The following is a 21930-nucleotide window of genomic DNA, read 5'->3' on the forward strand; positions in this document are numbered from 1 at the left end:
CGTCTCGGGACGACCTCCACCGGCCACCGCGCGTCCCCACGACACCCGCGACGACCGAGGGCGGCGCGCCGGACCCGCAGGTCCTGCGCACCGCCCTCGGAGGGTCGTGCTGCGTGCTGTGGAGAGGGAGACCTCTCAGGCCGCGCGGTCCGCCAGCGCCTGGGCGAACGCGACGAGCGCCTCCTTGACCGGCCCGGCCGGCAGCGGCTCGAGCTCGTCGATCGCCGCGCGCGCCCACCCGACGGCGAGCGTCCTGGTCTCGCCGAGGACCTCGTGGGCGCGGAGAGCGGCGACCGCGGCCGCGAGCTCCTCGTCCCCCGAGAGGTCCGAGTCCAGGAGGTCGACGAGCGCCGCGTCGGCCGCCGACCCCGTTCCCGCCGCGACACGGGCGCGCAGCAGCAGCGCCGGCATGGTCGGCACCTTCTCCCGCAGGTCCGTGCCCGGGGTCTTGCCGGACTCGGCGCCCGAGGAGGCGAGGTCGAGCACGTCGTCGGCGAGCTGGAAGGCGACGCCGAGCTTCTCGCCGTACTCGGCGACGATCTCGACGACGGTCTGGTCGCAGCCGCCGAACATCGCACCGAGGCGCGCCGAGGTCGCGAGCAGCGACGCGGTCTTGTCGGCGAGGACGCCCAGGTAGTGCTCGACGGGGTCGTCGGACTCCGAGGGCCCGGTCGTCTCGTGGAGCTGGCCGAGGCACAGCCGCTCGAAGGTGCGCGCCTGGATGAGCACGGCCTCGGGCCCCAGCGCGGCGACCGTCGACGCCGCGCGGGCGAAGAGCAGGTCACCGATGAGGATCGCGACGGAGTTGCCCCACACGGCGTGCGCCGAGGGAGCACCGCGGCGCACGGGCGCGGAGTCCATGACGTCGTCGTGGTAGAGCGAGGCCAGGTGGGTGAGCTCGACGACGACGGCCGCCTCCACCACCTCGGGCCGCGCGCCGTCGCCCAGCTCCGCGCACAGCAGCGCGAGGAGCGGGCGCAGGCGCTTGCCGCCGGCGTTGACGAGGTGGCGGGACGCGGAGTCCGCGAGCCCGTCGGAGTGCGCGACGGCGTCGCTCAGCCTCGCCTCGACTGTCGTGAGGCGTGCGGTGAGCGTCGCGGCGAGCTCCGGATCGGTCAGGGGGATCGCCGTCGTGGAGACGGGTGGCACAGTGGTCACGGTCTGAACTTAGCCGCCTCGAAGGCAAGATCGAGAACCGAGGAGGGCAAAACGCCGAGAAGGATGACGCCGATCACACAGATGGCGATGGCGATCGTGGTGAATCCCTCCGACCGGACGACCGTGATCCGGCTCACGAGCGCGGCCGCGGAGGCCCCCCGTCCGTCGGTCGCGGCCGTCGACCCGTCGACCGGCTCCCCGTCCGGAGCCGTGGACGGCGTGGCCGCCCCGGCCGCCGTGGCGGCCTCCGTGACGGCCTCCGGCGAACCGTCCGTCGCCACCCGCGGCGAGGGCGTGAAGAACATCAGCACGATGACCCGCACGTAGAAGAAGACCGCGACGGCCGAGGCCAGCACACCGATCAGGGCGAGCGGCCAGGCCCCCACCGCGACCGCCGACTGGAAGGCCGTGAACTTCGCGATGAACCCCGCCGTGAGCGGGATGCCCGCCATCGACAGGAGGAAGAGCGCGAACGCACCCGCGAGCCAGGGGCTCCGCCTGCCCAGCCCGGCCCACTCGGTCAGGTGCGTGGCCTCGCCCAGGACAGCACCGCCGTCGGGCGTCGCGCCGGGCGCCTCCGCGGGGCCGCCCGTCCCGGCGGCCGCCGACGCACCCACCGTCGCGAGCGCCGCCTCGGCCGGGACCACGGCAGGCTGCGGGGCACGCTCGCGCACGAGCGTCACGACGGCGAACGCACCCACGGTCGCCAGGCCGTACGCCAGCAGGTAGAACAGCAGCGCACGCACGCCGAACCCGCTCAGCTCGCCGAACCCGACGAGCGCCACGACCAGGAAGCCCGCGTGCGCGATCGACGAGTACGCGAGCAGCCGCTTCATGTCGGTCTGGATGACACCGATCACGGTGCCGACGATCATCGTGAGGATCGCGACGACCCACAGCGCGACGACGAGCTTCTCCTGGAGGTCGGGCGGCAGCGCCGAGCCGACGACGTACAGCACGCGCAGGAGCGCCCCGAAGGCCGCGGCCTTGGTGCAGGCCGCCATGAAGCCCGTGACGGGCGTGGGAGCCCCCTGGTAGACGTCAGGGGTCCACGAGTGGAACGGGGCCGCGCCCACCTTGAACAGCAGCCCCGTGAGCACCATGACGAGGCCGAGGAGCACGAGACCGGTCATCCCGTCGAGGCCGCCACCGTCGAGGAGGGCTCCACGGACCTCCGCGAGCCGCACCGAACCGGCGAAGCCGTACACGAGCGCCACACCGAAGATGAAGATCGCCGACGCGAAGGCCCCCAGCAGGAAGTACTTGAAGGACGCCTCCTGCGACAGGAGCCGACGGCGCCGCGCGAGCGCCGTGAGCACGTAGAGCGGGAGCGAGAGCACCTCGAGCGCGACGAACATCGTCAGCAGGTCGCCCGTCGCGGGGAAGATCATCATGCCGCCGACCGCGAAGAGCACGAGCGGGAACACCTCGGTCTGCTCGAGGCCGCGGCGGCGCGCGAGATCCTCGTACGCCGAGCCCGGCACGGCCGCGGCCGTGGGCGCGAACGCGTCCTGCTTGGTCGAGGTGCGGTCGGCGATCACGAGCGTCGCCAGGAGCGCGAGGACAACGACGATCCCCTGCACCGCGAGCCCGAACGGGTCGACCACGAGCGAACCGCCCAGGACCCGCACGCCGTTCTGCGCGACCACGTCGGGCCAGAGCAGGACGATCGACGTGAGCGCCCCGGCCAGCGCGGCGAGCGCGAGCACGACCTGCACGACGCGACGGGCGCGGTCCGGCACGAAGGCCTCGACGAGCACCCCGACGACGCCCGCGCCCAGGACGACGATGACCGGGACGAGGTAGGCCCACTCGATCACGGGGGCCACGAAGGCGGCTGCGTCGTTCACGAGTCGCTCCCTTCAACGCTGAGGAGATCAGGGGTGGTGGGCGGGTTCTCGAGCCCCACGGCCGTCATGGTCGCGTCCGCCGGCTCACGCACCAGGTCGAGCGCGGGGGCCGGGTAGAAGCCGAGGACGAGCAGGGCCACGATCAGCGGTGCGACGACCCACCTCTCGCGCGCGCCGAGGTCCGGGGTGCCCACGAGGTCGTGCGGGGCCTTGCCCGTGAAGACCTTCTGGTAGGTCAGCAGGACGTACAGGGCCGCGAGCACCACGCCGACCACGGCCACGAGAGCTGCCGGGTGGTTGCGGGAGAACGTCCCCACGAGCACCATGATCTCCGAGACGAACGTCGACAGGCCGGGCAGCGACAGCGCCGAGAGGCCCGCCACGAGGAACGTCCCCGCGAGGACCGGGGTGACCCGCTGGAGCCCGCCGTAGTCGGCCAGCCGCTGCGAGCGCGCCGGGTGCCGCGCGACGAGGAACCCGGCGAGCAGGAACAGGGCCCCCGTCGAGATCCCGTGGTTGAACATGTAGAACGACGCCCCGGAGACGCTCAGCGACGTGAACGAGAAGATCCCGAGCACGATGAACCCGAAGTGCGAGACCGACGTGTACGCGATGAGCCGCATGATGTCGCTCTGACCGATCGCCATGAGCGCGCCGTACAGGATCGAGACGACCGCGAGCACCACGACCACGGGCGCGGCCCACTGGCTCGCGTTCGGGAAGAGGGGCAGGCACAGCGTCAGCATGCCGAACGTGCCCACCTTGTCCAGGACGCCCACGAGCAGCGTCGAGGTGCCCGCCGGGGCGTGCTCGGCGGCGTCGGGCAACCAGGTGTGCACCGGGAAGAGCGGAGCCTTGATCGCGAAGGCCAGGAAGAAGCCCAGGAACAGCAACCTCTCGGTGCTCACGGCCAGTGGCGTCGTGGCGAAGTGGTCGACCAGGTTCTGCGTCAGGAAGCCCTGCTCGCCGCCCGGGCCGTTGAGGTACAGCGCGATGACCGCGACGAGCATGACGAGCCCGCCCGCGAGCGAGAACAGCAGGAACTTCACGGCCGCGTAGCGCCGCTGCGCCCCGCCGCCGAACCCGCCGATCATGAAGTAGACCGGGATGAGCATGGCCTCGAACAGCACGTAGAAGAAGAAGACGTCACGGGCCACGAAGACCGCGACCATGAACGCCTCGAGCAGCAGCACGAGCCCCAGGTAGTGGCGCAGCTTGGCGAGGTCGCCGTCCTGCTCGCGCCACGCCGCCAGGATCACGAGCGGGACCAGCAGGACCGCGAGCCCGACCAGCAGCAGCGCGACGCCGTCGGCCCCCACGGCGTAGCTCACGCCGAGCTGCGGGATCCACGCGTGCGTCTCGGCGAGCTGGTACGTCCCCGCGTCCGAGGTGTCGAACGCGCTGATCGCGAGGCCCAGGAGCACGAGCTCGGCGAGGGCGAACACGACGGCCACGGTCCGCAGGTGCTTGCGGGCCGACGTGGCACCCAGACCCCAGACCGCCGCCGCCCCCACGAGGGGCAGGACGATCAGGAGAGTCAGCCAGGGAATCTCGGTGGTCATCGTTCCCTCAGCTCCCTGTTCCGGTGGTCACGGCGAGGACCACCGCGACGATCACGATCAGGCCGGCGAGCATCGTCGCCGCGTACGACCTGACGAATCCGTTCTGCATGCCGCGCAACTTCTCCCCTGTCGCGCCGACGAGGCCGGCCAGACCCATCCAGCCGCCGTCGACCATCTGCCGGTCCCCGTAGACGAGGGACCGCGTGAGGTACTGCCCGGGCCGCATGAACACGGCCTCGTTGACCTGGTCCTGGTAGAGGTCCTTGCGGGCCGCGCGGGTCAGGACCGATCCGTGCGGCGGGACGATCGGGACGCGGGACACCGCGAACTGGCGCCAGGCCAGGAGCACGCCCAGCAGGACGAGCACCAGGGTCAGCGTGATGAGCGACCACACGGGCAGCACCGGTTCGGCGTGCTCGGCGTGGCCCGTGACGGGCGAGAGCCAGTCGACGAACACGTCGCCGATCGCGAGCAGCCCGCCCAGGGCCACCGAGCCGACCGCGAGGACGATCATGGGTGCCGTCATGAGCGCGGGCGACTCGTGCGGGTGCCGCACCGGGCCGTCGGTCGAGAGCGGCCCCGTGGGGTTGCCCGACCCGTCGTTCCAGCGCTTGTGACCGTGGAAGGTCATGAAGAACAGGCGAGACATGTAGAACGCCGTGATGCCCGCTCCCAGCAGCGCGACGCCGCCGAAGACCCACGCGCGCCACTCCTGGCCGTCGATCGGCACGAAGGCCGCCTCGATGATCTTGTCCTTGGACCAGAAGCCGGAGAACGGCGGGACGCCGAGGATCGCGAGCCACCCCAGGCCGAACGTGATCCAGGTGACCTTCATGTACCTCGACAGCGCACCGAAGCGCCGCATGTCGACCCCGTCGTCCATGCCGTGCATGACCGAGCCCGCGCCGAGGAACATCCCCGCCTTGAAGAAGCCGTGCGTCACGAGGTGGAAGATCGCGAACGCGTACCCGATGGGTCCCAGCCCGGCCGCGAGCATCATGTAGCCGATCTGCGACATGGTCGAGGCGGCCAGGACCTTCTTGATGTCGTCCTTGGCACAGCCGACGATCGCCCCGAACAGGAGCGTGACCGCACCGACGAGGACCACGACGAGCTGCGCCGTCGGGGCGCCCTCGAAGACGGGCGCCGAGCGGACGACCAGGTAGACGCCCGCGGTGACCATGGTGGCCGCGTGGATGAGCGCCGAGACGGGCGTGGGGCCCGCCATGGCGTCACCGAGCCAGGCCTGGAGCGGGAACTGCGCCGACTTGCCGCACGCGGCGACCAGGAGCGCGAGGGCGATCGCGGTCAGCAGGGCCGTGCCGGCCTCCGGGGCGTCGGCGAAGACCGTCGCGAAGTCGACCGCCCCGAAGCCCGCGAACATGAGCATGAGCGCCACGATCAGGCCGAGGTCGCCCACGCGGTTCATGATGAACGCCTTCTTGGCGGCCACGGCGTTGGCCCGCTCGTGGTTCCAGAACCCGATGAGCAGGTACGAGGCCAGGCCCACGCCCTCCCAGCCGACGAACAGCACGAGGTAGGAGTCCGCGAGGACCAGGACCAGCATGGCCGCGACGAACAGGTTGAGGTACGCGAAGAACCGGCGCTTGTCCGTGTCGTGCTCCATGTACGCGACCGCGTAGACGTGGATGAGCGTGCCGACGAACGTCACGAGCAGCACGAACGTCATCGACAGCGGGTCGAGGCGAAGGCCCACGCCCACGTCGAGCCCGCCGGCCGCGATCCAGTCGAAGAGCCGGTGGTCGACCACTCGCTCGTCGGCGGGCAGCCCCAGCATCGAGAAGAACACGACGAGGGCGACGACGAACGCCCCGCCCGACATGAGCACCCCGAACCACGCGCCCCAGCGGTCGCTGCGCCGCCCCGCGAGCAGCAGGATCGCGGCCCCCAGGAGGGGCAGCAGGATCAGCAGCGGGGCCAGCAGGAACGGCCCGGGCACGACGGTCGAGGCCGGGACGACCTCCTGGGTCGCCAGCGCGGCCGGCAGCGCACCCGGCAGGACGTGCGGGAGGGCTGAAAGCAGAGTCACCGTTGGCATGCCTGCCCTCTCAGTTCTTCAGCAGGTTGACGTCGTCGACCGAGGCCGAGCGGCGGGTACGGAAGATGGCCACGATGATCGCGAGCCCCACGACGACCTCGGCCGCCGCCACCACCATCACGAAGAAGGCGATGACCTGGCCGTGGAGGTCCCCGTGCATGCGGGCGAACGTCACGAACGTCAGGTTGGTGGCGTTGAGCATGAGCTCGATGCCCATGAACACGATGATCGCGTTGCGTCGCAGCAGCACGGTCGTCGCGCCGATCGCGAAGAGGATCGCGGCGAGCACCAGGTAGTTGGTCAGCTCCATGTCAGCTCTCCTTCCCGTGCTCGGTCGTCGGCGCGGACGTCGTGTCGGTCGGGAACGCTCCCGGCTCGGCCGCGGGCACCGAGGGCCCGCCCGACAGGTCCGCGGCGGCCTCCTCGTCGGTGGCCGCCGTGAGCTCGGGGAAGCGCCGGGCCGTCAGCTCGGGCTCGTGCTCGACGAGCACGGCCCGCTCCCGGGCGAGGATGTGGCCCGCGGAGCGCTCCTGCCCACGGATGCGCAGGATGCGCGAGACCGAGTGCTCGATGGGCCGTCCCTGCGGGTCGAGCGCGGGGGTGTCCATGGCGTTGTTCTGCGCGTAGACGCCGGGCGCCGGCAGCGGCGTGAGGAGCCCGCCCTCGGCGAGCGCGGCGACCTTGGCGTCGGAGACCTGCCGCTGCCCGATACGCGGCACCAGCCGGCGCCGGTGCGTCAGGACGAGCGCCGCGATGGCCGCGGTCACGAGCAGGATGCCGACGACCTCGAGCGCGAACACGTAGTCGGCGAACAGGATGCGGGCGAGCGCGACGGGGTTGGACTCGGCGTTGGCCGCCGTGAGCCCGACCGAGGGCGGGAACGTCGCCTGCGCGACGACCCCGACCAGCACCGCGCCGAGTCCCAGCCCGAGCAGCACCCCGATGAAGCGCTGGCCGCGGATGGTCTCGACGAGCGAGTCGGACGCGTCGACGCCCACGAGCATGAGCACGAACAGGAAGAGCATCATGACGGCGCCCGTGTAGACCACGATCTGCACGACGCCCAGGAACGCGGCCTCCTGCGCGATGTAGAGGATCGCGAGGCTGATCATGACGAACACGACGCAGATCGCGGCGTGCACGGCCTTGCGCGCGAACAGCAGGCCGAGCGCGGCCAGCACCATGAGCGGGGCGAGGACCCAGAACAGGACGACCTCTCCCCCGCTGACGGTCACCGGACCACCTTGCGGACCTCGGGGCGGCGGGCCGCAGCCGGGTCCACGACGGGTGGCAGGGTCGGGTCGTCGGGCCGGTGCTCACGCACCCAGTCGATCTGCTCGGGCACGGGCCCGGTCACCTCTCCCCGGTAGTAGTCGGTGTCGGTCGTCCCGGGCACCATGGGGTGCGGGGCGGCGAGCATGCCCTCGCGCAGCGGCGCGAGGAGGTCTTCCTTCTCCCAGATCAGCCCTTCACGGGTCGGTCCGGTGAGCTCGTACTCGTTGGTCATCGTCAGGGCCCGGGTGGGGCACGCCTCGATGCACAGCCCGCAGAAGATGCAGCGCAGGTAGTTGATCTGGTAGACGCTGCCGTAGCGCTCGCCGGGCGAGCGGTGCGCGCCGTCGGGGAGCGCGGAGTTGTCCGCGCCCTCGACGTAGATCGCGTCCGCGGGGCACGCCCAGGCGCACAGCTCGCACCCGATGCACTTCTCGAGGCCGTCCTCGTACCGGTTGAGCTGGTGGCGACCGTGGTAACGCGGCTTGGTCGGCACCTTCTCGAACGGGTACTGCTCGGTCACGGTCGGCTTGAACATCGAGGAGAACGTGACCCCGAAGCCGGCGACGGGCGCGAGCAGCCCGCCGAGCCCCTTCCTCTGGGGGATCAACGACTCGTAGTCAGCCACGGGGGACCTCCTCGTCCTGGGCGTCGGGAGCTGCGGGGCCCCCGCCGGATGGCGGGCTGCCCTCGGGGACCAGGCGCCGGGTGCGGCGCGAGGCGCTGGGCAGGGACTGGCCGGGCAGCGGCGGGACGGGGAAGCCGCCCGCGAAGGCGTCGAAGGGCTCGGGCGAGGCGGTGGTGGCCTTGCGGTAGGGGCCCGACGGCGTCGCTCCCCCGGCGGCCTCGGCTCCCCCTCCGGGTTCCTTGCGTGCGGGCCACAGGAAGATCGCGACGACCGCGACGGCGAACAGCGCCGCGGCGACGACGAGGATCATGCGGTTGTCGACGTCGCCGAAGCGGATCATGCCCTGGACGACCGAGAGCACGACGATCCAGGCGAGCGCGGCCGGGATGAGGATCTTCCAGCCGAACTTCATGAACTGGTCGTAGCGCAGGCGCAGGAGCGTGCCGCGGACCCACACGAACACGAACATGAAGGCCCACACCTTGACGAGGAACCAGAGGATGGGCCACCAGCCCTCGTTGAACATGCCGTCGTTGACCGCGGACAGCGGCCAGGGGGCGCGCCACCCACCCAGGAAGAGCGTGGTCGCCACGGCCGAGACGTTGATCATGTTGATGTACTCGGCGAGGAAGAACCACGCGAACTTCATGGACGAGTACTCGGTCATGTAGCCCGAGACGAGCTCGCCCTCGGCCTCGGGGAGGTCGAACGGCAGGCGGTTGGTCTCGCCGATCATCGCGATGATGTAGATGACGAAGCTCGGGATGAGGATGAGCGCCCACCAGACCTTGGTCTGGGAGTCGACGATCTCCGAGGTGGACATCGAGCCGGCCATGATGAAGACGCTGACCAGGGCGAGGCCCATCGCGAGCTCGTAGCTGATGACCTGGGCCGTCGAGCGGACCGCGCCGAGCAGCGGGTAGGTGGAGCCCGAGGACCAGCCGCCGAGGACGATCCCGTACACGCCCACCGAGGCGCACGCCAGGATGTAGAGCACCGCGACGGGGAAGTCGGTGAGCTGCGCGGGGGTCGAGTAGTCGGTGAAGGGGATCGTGACGTTCGGCCCGAAGGGGATGACCGCGAACGTCAGCAGCGAGCAGAACACCGCGATCATGGGCGCCAGGATGTACACGAACTTGTCCGCCGCGGAGACCGTGAGGTCCTCCTTGAGCAGCAGCTTCATGGCGTCCGCGAGCGACTGGAGCAGACCGAAGGGCCCGTGCACGTTCGGCCCGGGGCGGACCTGCATGCGGGCCACGACCTTGCGCTCGAACCAGATGGCGATGAGCACGCTCGTGAGCAGGAACACGATGATGAGCACGGCCTTGACCAGGTAGGTCCAGCCGTTGTCCTGCGAGAAGTCGGCCGCGATCCCGGGCACGCCCGGGGTCTCGGCGGCCAGGCCGAGGTTCAGCAGGCCGGTCATGATGCTCCCCCGTCGGTGGGCTGGGTGGACCGTGCGGGCCCGGTGGGCCGTGCGGCGGGCTCGACCCGCACGAGCGTGCCCGGCGCGACGCCCAGGTCGCGGTGGACCTGCGACCCCTGCGAGCCGAGCGGGAGCCACACGACGTGCTCGACCATGTCGGTGATCACGACGGGCAGCTCGATCGACCCGCGGTCGGTCGAGACCCGCACGACGTCGCCCTCGAACAGGTCGGCCGCCGCCGCGGTCGACGCGGACAACCGGGCGACGGGTCGCTTGGCCGTCCCGGCGAGGAACCGCTCGCCGTCCTGGCCGCGTCCCGCGTCGAGGAGCAGCCGCCACCCGGCGAGCACCGCGGTGCCCGGCGCGACGGCCGGCGGCTCGGCGGCCGGAGCAGCGGGGGCCGCGGCGCGGCCTCCGTCCCAGGTGCCGAGCTGGTCGATCTCGGCCCGGACCTGGTCGAGCGTCCGGGTCCCGAGCGTGACTCCCGCGGCGTCGGCGAGCGCGTCCAGGACGCGGTGGTCGGGCATCGCGGTCGTGGCGAGCGCCGCGGGGAAGGTTCGCACGCGGCCCTCCCAGCTCACGAACGCCCCGGCCTTCTCGACCGGTGGGGCCACGGGCAGGACGACGTCGGCACGGGCCGTGACGTCCGAGGCGCGGACCTCGAGGGACACGACGAAGCCCGCGGCCCCCAGTGCGCGGCGCGCGTGGTCGGGGTCGGGCAGGTCGTCGGTGTGCAGGCCGCCGACGAGCACCCCGCCGAGCTGCCCCACGGACAGCGCGTCGAGGATGTCCCCCGTGTCGCGACCGGGCGCCTGGGGAAGGTGCTCGACGCCCCAGGCGACGGCCACGTCGACGCGCGCCGCGGCGTCGGGCACGGGGCGTCCGCCCGGCAGGAGTCCAGGCAGCGTGCCGGCCTCGACCGCGCCGCGCTCCCCCGCCCGGCGCGGGACCCACGCGAGGCGCGCCCCCGTGCTCTCGACCAGGCGCAGCAGCGCCGAGTAGCCGCCGGGCACCCCGGCGAGGCGCTCGCCGACCAGGACGACGGCGCCCGGCTGGGCGAGCGCGTCGCGCAGGGCCGAGACCTCGGCGGGCTCGTCGACCGACTCGGGCGCGTCGGGGCCCACGGCCCCCTCGTGACCGAACAAGGTCTGGGCTCCCGAGGCGAGCGCGTCGAGCCACTCGGGCTCGGTGCCGGGCGCTGCCCGCAGGAGCGTGCCGTCGAGGCGCTGCACGCCCCGGCTCGCGAAGGGGGCGATCGAGAAGACCCGCAGGCCACGCTTCTGCACGCCCTTGCGCAGGCGCAGGAACGTCACGCCCGCCTCCTCCTCTGCCTCGAGGGCCACGAGGAGCACGGCGGGAGCCTTCTCGAGCTCGTCGAACGTCACGCCCAGACCGGTGCCCGCGACCCGGTGGGCCAGGAACTCGGCCTCCTCGGCCGAGTGCACGCGGGCGCGGTGGTCGACGTCGTTGGTGCCCAGGACGACGCGGGCGAACTTGCCGTACGCGTAGGCGTCCTCGACCGTCAGGCGACCACCGGGGAGCACCCCGACGCCGCCCGCCGCCCGGGCCCGCGCCAGCCCGTCGGCCGCGACCTCGAGGGCCTCGGCCCAGCTCGCGGGGCGCAGCTCGCCGCGCGTGACCCGGCCCTCGGTGTCGACCTCGCGGTCGCGCACGAGCGGGTGGGTCAGGCGGTCCGGGGCGTCCTGCCAGTGGAACGCGAAGCGGTCCTTGTCGGTGATCCACTCCTCGTTGACCAGCGGGTCCTCGCCCGACAGGCGCCGCAGCACGACGCCGCGACGGTGGTCGACGCGGATCGCGGACCCGCACGCGTCGTGCTCGCCCACGCCCGGGGTCGAGACCAGGTCGAAGGGCCGCGACCGGAACCGGTAGGCGGCCCCCGTCAGCGCGCCCACCGGGCAGATCTGCACGGTGTTGCCGCTGAAGTAGGACGCGAAAGGCCGTCCCGACTCGTCCTCGAGCGCAGCCCCGACAGGGGCCTCGAACCCGGCCTGCGCACCGTAGGGCAGGGCGCCCGCGGGGACGCCCGTGCGGCCCCCGTCCGTGTCGGCGAAGCCCAGGACCCGCGCGTCGTAGCGGCCGATCTGCTGCTGCGCGCCGCGCTTCTGCAGGTCGATGAACGCGTCCCCCGCGATCTCGGCGGAGAACCGGGTGCAGCGCTGGCACAGGACGCAGCGCTCGCGGTCGAGGAGGATCTCGGTCGAGATCGCGATGGGCTTGGGGAAGGTGCGCTTGACGTCGACGAAGCGGCTCGTCGCGCGCCCGTTGCTCATGGCCTGGTTCTGCAGGGGGCACTCGCCGCCCTTGTCGCACACGGGGCAGTCGAGCGGGTGGTTGATGAGCAGGAGCTCCATGACGCCGTGCTGCGCCTTGTCGGCGACGGCGGACGTGTGCTGCGTCTTGACGACCATGCCGGGCGTGGCCTCGAGCGTGCAGGAGGCCTGCGGCTTGGGCATGGGGCGGACGTTGCCCTCGCGGTCCGGGGTCGCGACCTCGACGAGGCACTGGCGGCACGCGCCCGCGGGGGCGAGCAGCGGGTGGTCGCAGAACCGCGGGATCTGGATGCCGACCTGCTCGGCGGCCCGGATGACCAGGGTGCCCTTGGGCACGGCCATCTCGATGCCGTCGATCGTGAACGACACGTCGTCGGGGCGGGCGGGGGGCTTCGCGCCTCCCGCCGCGACCGCGCTCGACGGGCCGGGCGTCGTGGTCGTCATCAGTGCGCTCCTGCCGTCAGGGCCTGCGGGACACGCCGGGGCGTGTAGTCGAACAGCGCGGCGGCCGAGGGGTCGAACGGGCAGCCGCGCCCGGTGATGTGCGCCTCGTACTCCTCACGGAACAGCGCGATGCTGCTCGTGACGGGCGAGGTGGCGCCGTCGCCGAGCGCGCAGAATGCGCGGCCGAGGATGTTGTCGCACGTGTCGAGCAGGACGTCGAGGTCGCCCTCGGTGCCCGTGCCGGTCTCGATGCGCCGCAGGATCTGCTTGAGCCAGTACGTGCCCTCCCGGCACGGCGTGCACTTGCCGCACGACTCGTGCGCGTAGAAGTCCATCCACCGGCTCACGGCCCGCACCACGCACGTCGTCTCGTCGAAGATCTGCAGCGCGCGCGTGCCCAGCATGGAGCCCGCCGCCGCGACCGACTCGTAGTCGAGCGGGGTGTCGAGGTGCGCGTCGGTGAACAGGGGCGTCGAGGACCCGCCGGGCGTCCAGAACTTCAGGCGGTTGCCGCCGCGGACCCCGCCGGCCATGTCGAGGAGCTCGCGCAGCGTGATGCCGAGCGGGGCCTCGTACTGTCCGGGGCGCACCACGTGGCCCGACAGCGAGAACAGACCGTGGCCCGACGAGCGCTCGGTGCCCATGGACCTGAACCAGTCGGCGCCCTGGGTGACGATCGCCGGGACGCTCGCGACCGACTCGACGTTGTTGACCACGGTGGGCCGCGCGTACAGGCCCGCGACCGCGGGGAACGGGGGCTTGAGTCGCGGCTGGCCGCGCAGGCCCTCGAGCGAGTCGAGCAGCGCGGTCTCCTCGCCGCAGATGTACGCCCCCGCGCCCGCGTGGACCGTGACGTCGAGGTCGAAGCCCGATCCCCGGATGTTCTTGCCCAGGTACCCGGCCGCGTACGCCTCCTCGACGGCCCGCAGCAGGCGGCGGTACACGTGCAGGACCTCGCCCCGTACGTAGATGAACGCGTGGTCGCAGCCGATCGCGTAGGACGTGATGGCCACGCCCTCGATCAGGAGCTGGGGGCTCGCGAGCATGAGCGGGATGTCCTTGCACGTGCCCGGCTCGGACTCGTCGGCGTTGACGACGAGGTAGCGGGGTCCGCCGTCGGGCGCGGGCAGGAAGCCCCACTTCATGCCCGTGGGGAACCCTGCGCCGCCGCGGCCGCGCAGGCCGGAGTCCTTGACGACCTGCACGACGTCCGCGGGCGGCTGCGCGAGGGCCTTCGCGAGACCCTCCCAGCCGCCGCCGGCGACGTACGCGTCGAGGGTCCAGGAGCGGTCCGCGTCCCAGGTCTCGCTGAGGATCGGGGTCAGCGGGTCGATCGTCTGCTCGCTCACGGCTGCTTCCCCTTCGAGGCGTCGGGAGTGGCGCCCGTGGCATCGGCGGGCGTGGTGGGCTTGCGCTCGGCGCTGGACTGCTCCTGCCCGACGGCGGAGGCGCCCGCCGCGGCCGCCGCACCCGTGTCCGTGGCCGGCTCGTCGGCCTGCTCGGGGGCGGGACCGCCCGGCGCCGTCCAGTCGTGCTCTCGGGCCAGACGGAGCCCCGCGAGCGTGGGGCCACCGGCCCCGACGCCCTCGTCGGCGCGGCCGTCCGAGAACCCGGCGAGCACGCGGCTCATCTGCTTGAACGTGCAGACCGAGGCCGCGCCGCGCGTGGGGGCGACGTCCTCTCCTGCCCGCAGGCGGTCGGCGAGCTGCGTGGCGCCCGCGGGGGTCTGGTTGTCGAAGAACTCCCAGTTGACCATCACGACCGGCGCGTAGTCGCACGCCGCGTTGCACTCGACCCGCTCGAGGGTGATCGCCCCGTCCTCGGTCGTCTCGTCGTGCCCGACGCCCAGGTGCTCCGAGAGCTCGTCGAAGATCTCGTCGCCGCCCATGATCGCGCACAGCGTGTTGGTGCACACGCCCACGGTGTAGGTGCCGTTGGGGTGGCGCTTGTACTGCGTGTAGAAGGTCGCGACGGCCGACACCTCGGCGGCAGTGATGCCGAGCTGCTCGGCGCAGAACGCGATGCCGTCGCGCGAGACGTAGCCGTCCTGCGACTGCACCAGGTGCAGCATGGGCAGCAGCGCCGACCTCTTCTCCGGGTACCGGGCGATGATCGCCGCGGTGTCCGTGGCGAGGCGCGCGTACGTCGCCTCGTCGTATCCGGACCTTCTGGCCTCGAGCGTCATCGGTCCACCCCTCCCAGCACCGGGTCGAGCGAGGCGACCGCGACGACGACGTCGGCGACCTGGCCGCCCTCGCACATCACGGCGACCGCCTGCAGGTTGTTGAACGAAGGATCACGGAAGTGGGCCCGGTAGGGGCGCGTGCCGCCGTCGGACACCAGGTGCACGCCCAGCTCGCCGCGCGGGTGCTCGACCGACTGGAACACCTGGCCGACCGGGACCCGGAAGCCCTCGGTCACCAGCTTGAAGTGGTGGATCAGGGCCTCCATCGAGGTGCCCATGATCTCGCGGATGTGGTCGAGCGAGTTGCCCTGGCCGTCCGCGCCGACCGCGAGCTGCGCAGGCCACGCGATCTTCTTGTCGGCGACCATGACGGGCTGCCCCGCCGTGGCCTCGAGGCGCTCGAGGCACTGCTCGACGATCCGCAGCGACTGGTAGCACTCCTCGAGGCGCAGCACGACGCGCGAGTAGCAGTCGGCCTCGTCCGAGGTCGGGACGTCGAAGTCGTACGTCTCGTAGCCGCAGTACGGGGCGGCCTTGCGCACGTCGTACGGCAGGCCCGTCGAGCGCAGCACCGGGCCCGTGATCGCGAGCGCCATGCAGCCCGAGAGGTTGAGGTGCCCGACCCCCTGGAGCCGGGCCTTGAAGATGGGGTTGGCGAGCATGAGGTCGCCGAGCTGGCCGAGGTAGCCGCGGATCACCGGGTCGGCCTTGCGGATCTGGGCCACGACGTCCGGCGGGACGTCCTGGGCCACGCCGCCCGGGCGCACGTACGCGTGGTTCATGCGCAGCCCCGTGACGGCCTCGAAGACCCGCAGGATCTCCTCGCGCGCCGTGAACGAGATGGTCATGACGGTCGTGGCGCCCATCTCGTTGCCCCCCGTGCCGAGGCAGACCAGGTGCGACGCGATCCGGTTGAGCTCCATCATCAGGACGCGGATGATGCTCGCACGCTCGGGCACGTCGTCCGTGATCCCGAGGAGCTTCTCGACCGCGAGACAGTACGCGGTCTCCTGGAACAGCGGGGCGAGGTAGTCCATGCGGGTGCAGAACGTGACCCCCTGGGTCCACGTCCGGTACTCCATGTTCTTCTCGATGCCCGTGTGCAGGTAGCCGACGCCGCAGCGGGCCTCCGTGACCGTCTCGCCGTCGATCTCGAGCATGAGCCGCAGCACCCCGTGCGTGGACGGGTGCTGGGGGCCCATGTTGACGACGATGCGCTCCTCGCCGAGCTGGGTGGCCTCGGCGGCGATGTCCGCCCAGTCGCCGCCCGCAGCCTCGTAGCTGGGGATGCTCGGGTCGAAGTCCCCGTACGGCGCCTTCGTGGCGTGGGGGGTGGAAGTGCTCACGAGTACGACCTCCTCTGGTCCGGCGGGGGCACCGTGGCGCCCTTGTACTCGACCGGGATGCCGCCGAGCGGGTAGTCCTTGCGCTGCGGGTGTCCGGGCCAGTCGTCGGGCATCTCGATGCGGGCGAGGGCCGGGTGGCCGTCGAACACGATCCCGAAGAAGTCCCACGTCTCGCGCTCGTGCCAGTCGTTGGACGGGTACACCGACGTGCTCGAGGGGATGTGCGGGTCCGCGTCCGGGACGGAGACCTCGAGGCGCAGGCTGCGCCCGTGGGTCACCGACGTCAGGTGGTACACGGCGTGCAGCTCGCGGCCCACGTCGTGCGGGTAGTGCACGCCGCTCACGCCCATGCTCAGCTCGAAGCGCAGGTCCTGCTCGTCGCGCAGCGCGCGGGCGACCGTCACGACGTGGTCGCGGCGCACGTGCAGGGTGAGCTCGGCGTGACGCCCCGGGGGGTCGACGACGACCTGCTCGACCGCGTCCTCGAAGCGCACCCCGGCCTCGGCGAGCACCTCCGCCAGGACGTCGACGACCTCGTCGAACCACCCTCCGTACGGGCGTGCGCTCGGCCCGGGCAGGACCACGGGGCGGACCAGCCCGCCGTAGCCCGAGGTGTCCCCCGACCCGTGGGCACCGAACATGCCCGTGCGGACCTCGACGACCTCGAGCGGCTCGCGGCCGCCGGCCTCGGGCCCCGCCACGAGCTCCTCGCCGGGCACGTCGCCCTTGGCGACCTTCTCGCGTGCGACGTCGTCGGCCGGGCGTCCGCCCGGTCCGTCGTGGGTGCTCGTCACCGCAGCAGTCCCTTCATCTGGAACGTCGGGGTCGCTTCGAGCGCCGCGGCCTCGGCGGCCTTTGCCGCCTCGCGCCGGTTCACGCCGAGCGGCTCGTTCTGGATCTGCTCGTGCAGCGCGAGGATCGCGTTGATGAGCATCTCCGGGCGCGGCGGGCAGCCGGGCAGGTAGATGTCGACCGGCACGATGTGGTCGACGCCCTGGACGATCGCGTAGTTGTTGAACATGCCGCCGCTCGACGCGCACACGCCCATCGACAGCACCCACTTGGGCTCGGACATCTGGTCGTAGACCTGGCGCACCACGGGCGCCATCTTCTGGCTCACGCGACCCGCGACGATCATCAGGTCGGCCTGGCGCGGCGAGGCACGGAAGACCTCCATGCCGAAGCGCGACAGGTCGTAGCGCGACGCGCCGGCCGCCATCATCTCGATGGCGCAGCACGCCAGGCCGAACGTCACCGGCCACAGCGACGCCTTGCGGAAGTACCCCGCGAGGTTCTCCACGCTCGTGAGCAAGAAGCCCGAGGGAGCCTCTTCGATCCCCATCTGCGTTCTCCCTAACTGGTTCCGGCTAGTCCCACTCGAACCCGCCACGGCGCCATTCGTAGACGAACGGCACGGTGATCAGGGCGAGGAAGCTCAGCATGGCGACGAGCCCGAAGGTGGCCAGGACCGTGAAGTCCACCGCCCACGGGTAGAGGAAGACCACCTCGATGTCGAAGATGATGAAGGTCATCGCGACGAGGTAGTACTTGATCGGGAAGCGCCCGCCCCCGATCGCGTGCGGGGTGGGCTCGATGCCGCACTCGTACGCGTCGAGCTTGGCGCGGTTGTACCTCTTGGGGCCGATCACGGCGCTCGCGGCGACTCCGCCGAGAGCGAGGACGGCACCGATGCCCATCAGGACGAGGACGGGCACGTACGGGTTGGTCATCGGTCTGCTCTCCGGGGGGTGCGCTGGGGCGTGTCGGGAGTGCTGCCGCCGGGGGTCCGCGCGAAGCTGCGGGTACCCGGGACTGACGCAGGTGGGGGTGGTGACTGCAGGTACAGCGAGGACGGCTTCCTTGCCGTCGCACCATGGTCGATCATGCCGATGGCACCACCCTCGTCAGGCCTGCGATGACCCGGTCGACGACGTCGCCACCACGGGGTTCGTAACAGTCGGACAGCAGCTTGAGGACGAAGCGCATGACGAGCGGTCGAGGCAGCCCGTACTTCGTGCACAGCCGCATGATCTCGGGGTGCTCGATGAGCCGCACGAAGTACCGGCCGAGCGTGTAGTACCCGCCCAGGTCGCGGCGCATGATCTCGGGGTACGTCGCGAGCGTGCGCTCGCGGGCTGCGTCGGTGCTGCGGGCCCGGGACTGGGCGACGACGTCGGCCGCGACGCGCGCGGCCTGCATGGCGTACGCGATGCCCTCGCCGTTGAAAGGGCTGACCATGCCGCCCGAGTCCCCCACGAGGACGACGCCGCGCGAGTAGAGGGGCTTGCGGTTGAAGCCCATGGGCAGTGCTGCGCCGCGCACGGGGCCCACCTGGTTCTCCGGGGTGAACTCCCACTCCTGCGGAGCGTTGGCCATCCACCTGGCGAACAGGTCCTTGTAGTCGACGTTCGCGGCGGACTGCCGGGCCGGGGTCGAGTTGACCGAGCCGAGGCCCACGTTCGCGGTGCCGTCGCCGAGGGCGAAGATCCAGCCGTAGCCGGGCAGCAGGTTCGACCTGCCGGCGGGCCCGTCCCACAGCTCGAGGTGCGACTCCATCCAGGCGTCGTCGTGGCGTGGGGTCTTGAAGTAGGTGCGGACCGCGACCCCCATGGGGCGGTCCTGGCGCTTCTCGAGGCCGAGCGCGAGCGCGAAGCGCGCCGAGACGCCGTCGGCGGCGATGACGACCGGGGCGCGCAGCTCGTACTCGTCGCCTGCGCGGCGACCGTTCTCGTCGAGCGGGCGAGCCGTGACGCCCACGACCCGGCCGGTGCGCTCGTCGAGGAGCGGCCCGGTCACGTTGGTGCGTTCGAGGAGCTTGGCCCCGGTGCGCTGGGCGTGCTCGGCGAGCGTCTGGTCGAGGTTCATGCGGGAGCGGGCGAGCCCGTAGGAGGGGTACGCCTTGAGCTCGGGCCAGGGCAGCTCCCACTGGCGGCCGCTCGCCACGACGCGCAGACCCTTGTTGCGGATCCAGCCGTCCTCGGCCCGGGTGGACACGCCCATGCGGACGAGCTCGCCCACGGCGCGGGGGGTGAGGCCGTCGCCACAGATCTTGTCCCGGGGGAACGAGGCCTTCTCGAGGAGGAGGACGTTCAGTCCGGCGGCGGCGCAGTAGTGGGCCGCGGTGGCCCCGGCAGGGCCCGCGCCCACGACGATGACGTCCGCGTCGTCGGTCCGCTCACGCACGTTCTCACCTCGCTCGGCCTGGGGGCATGCCTCGGGAACACCCTTGTGAAGTCGCTCACAATGGACATCGTCACTCTAGCCACACATGCTCGCGAATGTGTAGCAAGGCAACCCTTCCTTGCTGGGACGAACAGCCTGGTCGCAGCACGTCCGCGCAACCCCGGGACGGGCCCGCCCGGCGGCGCCGGGCACACCGAGGACTCCGCCGGGCGCGTCGCGCCCGGCGGGTCGGCGGGAGGTGGCGTCAGGCCGGTCGGACCGCGCGGTGCAGCGCGACGAGGCCGCCCGAGAGGTTCCGGTAGGCGGCCCCCTCCCACCCGGCGTCGAGCATGAGGTGCGCGAGCTCGGGCTGCGTGGGCCACGTCTTGATGGACTCGACGAGGTACTCGTACGAGCCCTTCTCCTTGGTCACGGCCCCGGCCACGACGGGCAGGAGCTTCATGAAGACGTCGGTGTAGAGCACGCGGAACGGCTTCCACGTCGGCTCGGAGAACTCGCAGATCACGATGCGCCCGCCCGGGCGTGTCACGCGCAGCATCTCGCGCAGCGCGGCGCTCGTGTCCACGACGTTGCGCAGCCCGAACGAGATGGTCACCGCGTCGAACGACGCGTCGGCGAAGGGCAGCGCGGTGGCGTCCCCCGCGACGAAGGGCATGTCGGGGCGGCGGCGCTTGCCGACCTGGAGCATGCCCACCGAGAAGTCACAGGGCACGACCTCGACGCCCTCGTCCGCGAACGGCTCGCTCGACGTCCCCGTGCCGGCCGCGAGGTCCAGGACGCGCTCGCCCGGGAGGGCCGCGACGGCGTCGACCGTGTGCTTGCGCCACCTGCGGTCCTGCCCCAGGGAGATGAGGTCGTTCGTGAGGTCGTAACGACGGGCGATCCCGTCGAACATGGAGGCGACCTCGGTGGGCTTCTTGTCCAGGCTGGCTCGCGACATGCCGCCCATCGTTTCACGCCTACGCTGGAGACGATGACTGAGCACTCCCACCTCCCGGCGGGCCCCGACGACCTCGGCGCTCCCCCGGCAGGGTCCCCCCGCACCGCCTCGACCGGTTCCCCCGCCGTCCCCCGCCTCGTCGTGCGCACGACCTGGTTGCCCGACGGGCTGCCGGACGACCTCACGGCCCTGACCGACCTCCTGCCCGACGCCCGGCCGCTCGCCTGGGTGCGCCGCGGTGACGGCATCGTCGGGTGGGGCGAGGCCCTACGCCTCGAGGCGTGGGGTCCGGGCCGCTTCGCGGACGCCGAGGCGGCGTGGCGGGAGGTCCTGGGCGCGGCCGTCGTGCACGACGACGTGTCGCTGCCCGGCAGCGGGCTCGTCGCGTTCGGGTCGTTCGCGTTCGACGACACGTCCGGGACCACGGGAGACGCCCGACCGGGCGGGACGATCGTGGTGCCGCGCGTCGTCGTCGGGCGTCGGGGTGGCCCCCACGGCACCGCGTGGGTCACCAGCATCGCGGAGGGCGACACCCTGCCCGACGACGTCGCGTCGGCCCTCGACCCGGCGCACCGCACCCCCGTGGCCGGGCCGGGCCGGGTGACCACGGTCGACGGCTCGCTCAGCGCCGACGACTGGACCGCGGTCGTGGCCGAGGGCGTGGAGCGGATCCGACGCGGCGACCTCGAGAAGGTCGTGCTCGCGCGCGACGTGGTCGCGACGGCAGAGCGCCCCGTGGACCCCCGGTGGATGCTCGGACGCCTCGCGGTGGCCTACGACGCGTGCTGGACGTTCTCGGTCGACGGCATGGTCGGCGCCACCCCCGAGCTGCTCGTGCGCAGCGAGAAGGGGCTCGTGACCTCGCGCGTGCTGGCCGGGACGATCCGCCGGTCGGGCGGCGCCGAGGCCGACGACGACTCGCTGCTGCGCGCCGCGCACCTGGCCCGCTCGTCGAAGGACCTCGAGGAGCACGAGTACGCGGTCGCGTCGGTCGCCGACGCGCTCGCCCCCTTCTGCTCGTCCATGAACGTCCCCGACGCACCGTTCGTGCTGCACCTGCCCAACGTGCTGCACCTGGCCTCCGACGTCACCGGTGTGCTCGCCACGGGCACACCCGACGCCCCGGCCCCCACGAGCCTGGCCCTCGCGGCCGCGCTGCACCCCTCGGCCGCGGTGTGCGGGACGCCGACGCTCGCGGCCCGCGACCTGATCCGGGAGATCGAGGGCATGGACCGGGCCCGCTACGCCGCGCCCGTGGGGTGGTTCGGCGCGGACGGCGACGGCGAGTGGGGCATCGCGCTGCGCTCGGCCGAGCTGTCCTCCCGGGACCCGCACCACGTGCGCCTCTTCGCGGGCTGCGGCATCGTGGCGGCCTCGGACCCGACGGCCGAGCTCGCGGAGTCCGAGGCCAAGCTCGAACCCATGCGGTTCGCGCTCGGGGAGTGAGACGGGCGTCCGCAGGGTGGACGCGTGACCACCCTGGGAATGGCGCCAGGACGCCGGACTCCACCGGTGGTTTCGTGAAGTACGCGACGAATGGACCGTTCGACGGACACCTCCAGGAAGTGTTCGGTTCCGCCTGTTAA

18 protein-coding genes are annotated in these 21930 nt (G+C 72.0%); 1 reads left to right on the forward strand and 17 read right to left on the reverse strand.

What is annotated here, in order from left to right; all coding sequences use genetic code 11:
- Nucleotides 1-135: 135 nt before the first annotated feature.
- From JOD49_RS06605 to JOD49_RS06685, 17 genes are all read right to left on the reverse strand, one after another.
- Nucleotides 136-1158, reverse strand: a complete 1023-nt coding sequence (locus JOD49_RS06605) for a polyprenyl synthetase family protein (protein WP_307822423.1) — start codon at nucleotides 1156-1158, stop codon at nucleotides 136-138.
- On the reverse strand, nucleotides 1155-3008 hold the full coding sequence (gene nuoN / locus JOD49_RS06610; protein WP_205306468.1) for an NADH-quinone oxidoreductase subunit NuoN: 1854 nt from the start codon (nucleotides 3006-3008) through the stop codon (nucleotides 1155-1157). Before nuoN ends, JOD49_RS06605 begins: the two co-directional genes overlap by 4 nt.
- Complete coding sequence (locus tag JOD49_RS06615; protein WP_205306469.1) at nucleotides 3005-4570, reverse strand: NADH-quinone oxidoreductase subunit M; 1566 nt, start codon at nucleotides 4568-4570, stop codon at nucleotides 3005-3007. Before JOD49_RS06615 ends, nuoN begins: the two co-directional genes overlap by 4 nt.
- Before the next feature lie 7 nt (nucleotides 4571-4577).
- Nucleotides 4578-6620 (reverse strand): NADH-quinone oxidoreductase subunit L, encoded by a 2043-nt coding sequence (gene nuoL / locus JOD49_RS06620; RefSeq protein ID WP_372441237.1) that lies wholly within the window; start codon nucleotides 6618-6620, stop codon nucleotides 4578-4580.
- A gap of 19 nt (nucleotides 6621-6639) precedes the next feature.
- The gene (gene nuoK, locus JOD49_RS06625) at nucleotides 6640-6939 is read right to left on the reverse strand and encodes an NADH-quinone oxidoreductase subunit NuoK (protein ID WP_138825647.1); all 300 of its coding nucleotides are present in this window, start codon (nucleotides 6937-6939) and stop codon (nucleotides 6640-6642) included.
- 1 nt (nucleotide 6940) lies between these two features.
- On the reverse strand, nucleotides 6941-7864 hold the full coding sequence (locus JOD49_RS06630) for an NADH-quinone oxidoreductase subunit J (protein WP_205306471.1): 924 nt from the start codon (nucleotides 7862-7864) through the stop codon (nucleotides 6941-6943).
- Nucleotides 7861-8529: an NADH-quinone oxidoreductase subunit NuoI gene (gene nuoI / locus JOD49_RS06635; protein WP_056649822.1), complete on the reverse strand. Its 669-nt coding sequence runs from the start codon at nucleotides 8527-8529 to the stop codon at nucleotides 7861-7863. Before nuoI ends, JOD49_RS06630 begins: the two co-directional genes overlap by 4 nt.
- A complete protein-coding gene (gene nuoH, locus JOD49_RS06640; protein ID WP_205306472.1) occupies nucleotides 8522-9955 on the reverse strand; it encodes an NADH-quinone oxidoreductase subunit NuoH in 1434 nt (477 codons plus the stop codon). Before nuoH ends, nuoI begins: the two co-directional genes overlap by 8 nt.
- Nucleotides 9952-12690, reverse strand: coding sequence for an NADH-quinone oxidoreductase subunit G (locus JOD49_RS06645; protein ID WP_205306473.1), 2739 nt, complete (start codon nucleotides 12688-12690; stop codon nucleotides 9952-9954). Before JOD49_RS06645 ends, nuoH begins: the two co-directional genes overlap by 4 nt.
- The gene (nuoF, locus tag JOD49_RS06650) at nucleotides 12690-14024 is read right to left on the reverse strand and encodes an NADH-quinone oxidoreductase subunit NuoF (RefSeq protein ID WP_205308845.1); all 1335 of its coding nucleotides are present in this window, start codon (nucleotides 14022-14024) and stop codon (nucleotides 12690-12692) included. The genes JOD49_RS06645 and nuoF overlap by 1 nt, the downstream gene beginning before the upstream one ends.
- A gap of 11 nt (nucleotides 14025-14035) precedes the next feature.
- Complete coding sequence (gene nuoE, locus JOD49_RS06655) at nucleotides 14036-14875, reverse strand: NADH-quinone oxidoreductase subunit NuoE (protein WP_205306474.1); 840 nt, start codon at nucleotides 14873-14875, stop codon at nucleotides 14036-14038.
- Nucleotides 14872-16221, reverse strand: a complete 1350-nt coding sequence (locus JOD49_RS06660; RefSeq protein ID WP_205306475.1) for an NADH-quinone oxidoreductase subunit D — start codon at nucleotides 16219-16221, stop codon at nucleotides 14872-14874. The genes nuoE and JOD49_RS06660 overlap by 4 nt, the downstream gene beginning before the upstream one ends.
- Nucleotides 16218-16940, reverse strand: a complete 723-nt coding sequence (locus JOD49_RS06665; protein ID WP_307822681.1) for an NADH-quinone oxidoreductase subunit C — start codon at nucleotides 16938-16940, stop codon at nucleotides 16218-16220. Before JOD49_RS06665 ends, JOD49_RS06660 begins: the two co-directional genes overlap by 4 nt.
- Before the next feature lie 71 nt (nucleotides 16941-17011).
- Complete coding sequence (locus tag JOD49_RS06670; RefSeq protein WP_205306477.1) at nucleotides 17012-17563, reverse strand: NuoB/complex I 20 kDa subunit family protein; 552 nt, start codon at nucleotides 17561-17563, stop codon at nucleotides 17012-17014.
- A gap of 25 nt (nucleotides 17564-17588) precedes the next feature.
- Nucleotides 17589-17951, reverse strand: coding sequence for an NADH-quinone oxidoreductase subunit A (locus tag JOD49_RS06675; RefSeq protein ID WP_056649801.1), 363 nt, complete (start codon nucleotides 17949-17951; stop codon nucleotides 17589-17591).
- A gap of 151 nt (nucleotides 17952-18102) precedes the next feature.
- Entirely contained in the window at nucleotides 18103-19404 is a 1302-nt protein-coding gene (locus JOD49_RS06680) for a geranylgeranyl reductase family protein (RefSeq protein WP_205306478.1), read from the reverse strand.
- 244 nt (nucleotides 19405-19648) lie between these two features.
- Nucleotides 19649-20344, reverse strand: a complete 696-nt coding sequence (locus JOD49_RS06685) for a demethylmenaquinone methyltransferase (protein ID WP_205306479.1) — start codon at nucleotides 20342-20344, stop codon at nucleotides 19649-19651.
- Between the two features lie 33 nt (nucleotides 20345-20377).
- On the opposite strand from JOD49_RS06685, the gene JOD49_RS06690 reads away from it, so the two are divergent.
- Nucleotides 20378-21790: an isochorismate synthase gene (locus tag JOD49_RS06690; protein ID WP_205306480.1), complete on the forward strand. Its 1413-nt coding sequence runs from the start codon at nucleotides 20378-20380 to the stop codon at nucleotides 21788-21790.
- The last annotated feature ends 140 nt before the right edge of the window (nucleotides 21791-21930 follow it).

It is taken from the genome of Oerskovia jenensis (assembly GCF_016907235.1).
GTDB classification, from domain to species: Bacteria; Actinomycetota; Actinomycetes; order Actinomycetales; family Cellulomonadaceae; genus Oerskovia; species Oerskovia jenensis.

Excerpts from the sequence above, each read along its gene's own strand:
- JOD49_RS06615 (WP_205306469.1), bottom strand. The coding sequence starts at position 4,570 with ATGACCACCGAGATTCCCTGGCTGACTCTCCTGATCGTCCTGCCCCTC.
- nuoK (WP_138825647.1), bottom strand. The coding sequence starts at position 6,939 with ATGGAGCTGACCAACTACCTGGTGCTCGCCGCGATCCTCTTCGCGATC.
- nuoH (WP_205306472.1), bottom strand. The coding sequence starts at position 9,955 with ATGACCGGCCTGCTGAACCTCGGCCTGGCCGCCGAGACCCCGGGCGTG.
- JOD49_RS06645 (WP_205306473.1), bottom strand. The coding sequence starts at position 12,690 with ATGACGACCACGACGCCCGGCCCGTCGAGCGCGGTCGCGGCGGGAGGC.
- nuoE (WP_205306474.1), bottom strand. The coding sequence starts at position 14,875 with ATGACGCTCGAGGCCAGAAGGTCCGGATACGACGAGGCGACGTACGCG.
- JOD49_RS06670 (WP_205306477.1), bottom strand. The coding sequence starts at position 17,563 with ATGGGGATCGAAGAGGCTCCCTCGGGCTTCTTGCTCACGAGCGTGGAG.
- JOD49_RS06675 (WP_056649801.1), bottom strand. The coding sequence starts at position 17,951 with ATGACCAACCCGTACGTGCCCGTCCTCGTCCTGATGGGCATCGGTGCC.
- JOD49_RS06685 (WP_205306479.1), bottom strand. The coding sequence starts at position 20,344 with ATGTCGCGAGCCAGCCTGGACAAGAAGCCCACCGAGGTCGCCTCCATG.
- JOD49_RS06690 (WP_205306480.1), top strand. The coding sequence starts at position 20,378 with ATGACTGAGCACTCCCACCTCCCGGCGGGCCCCGACGACCTCGGCGCT.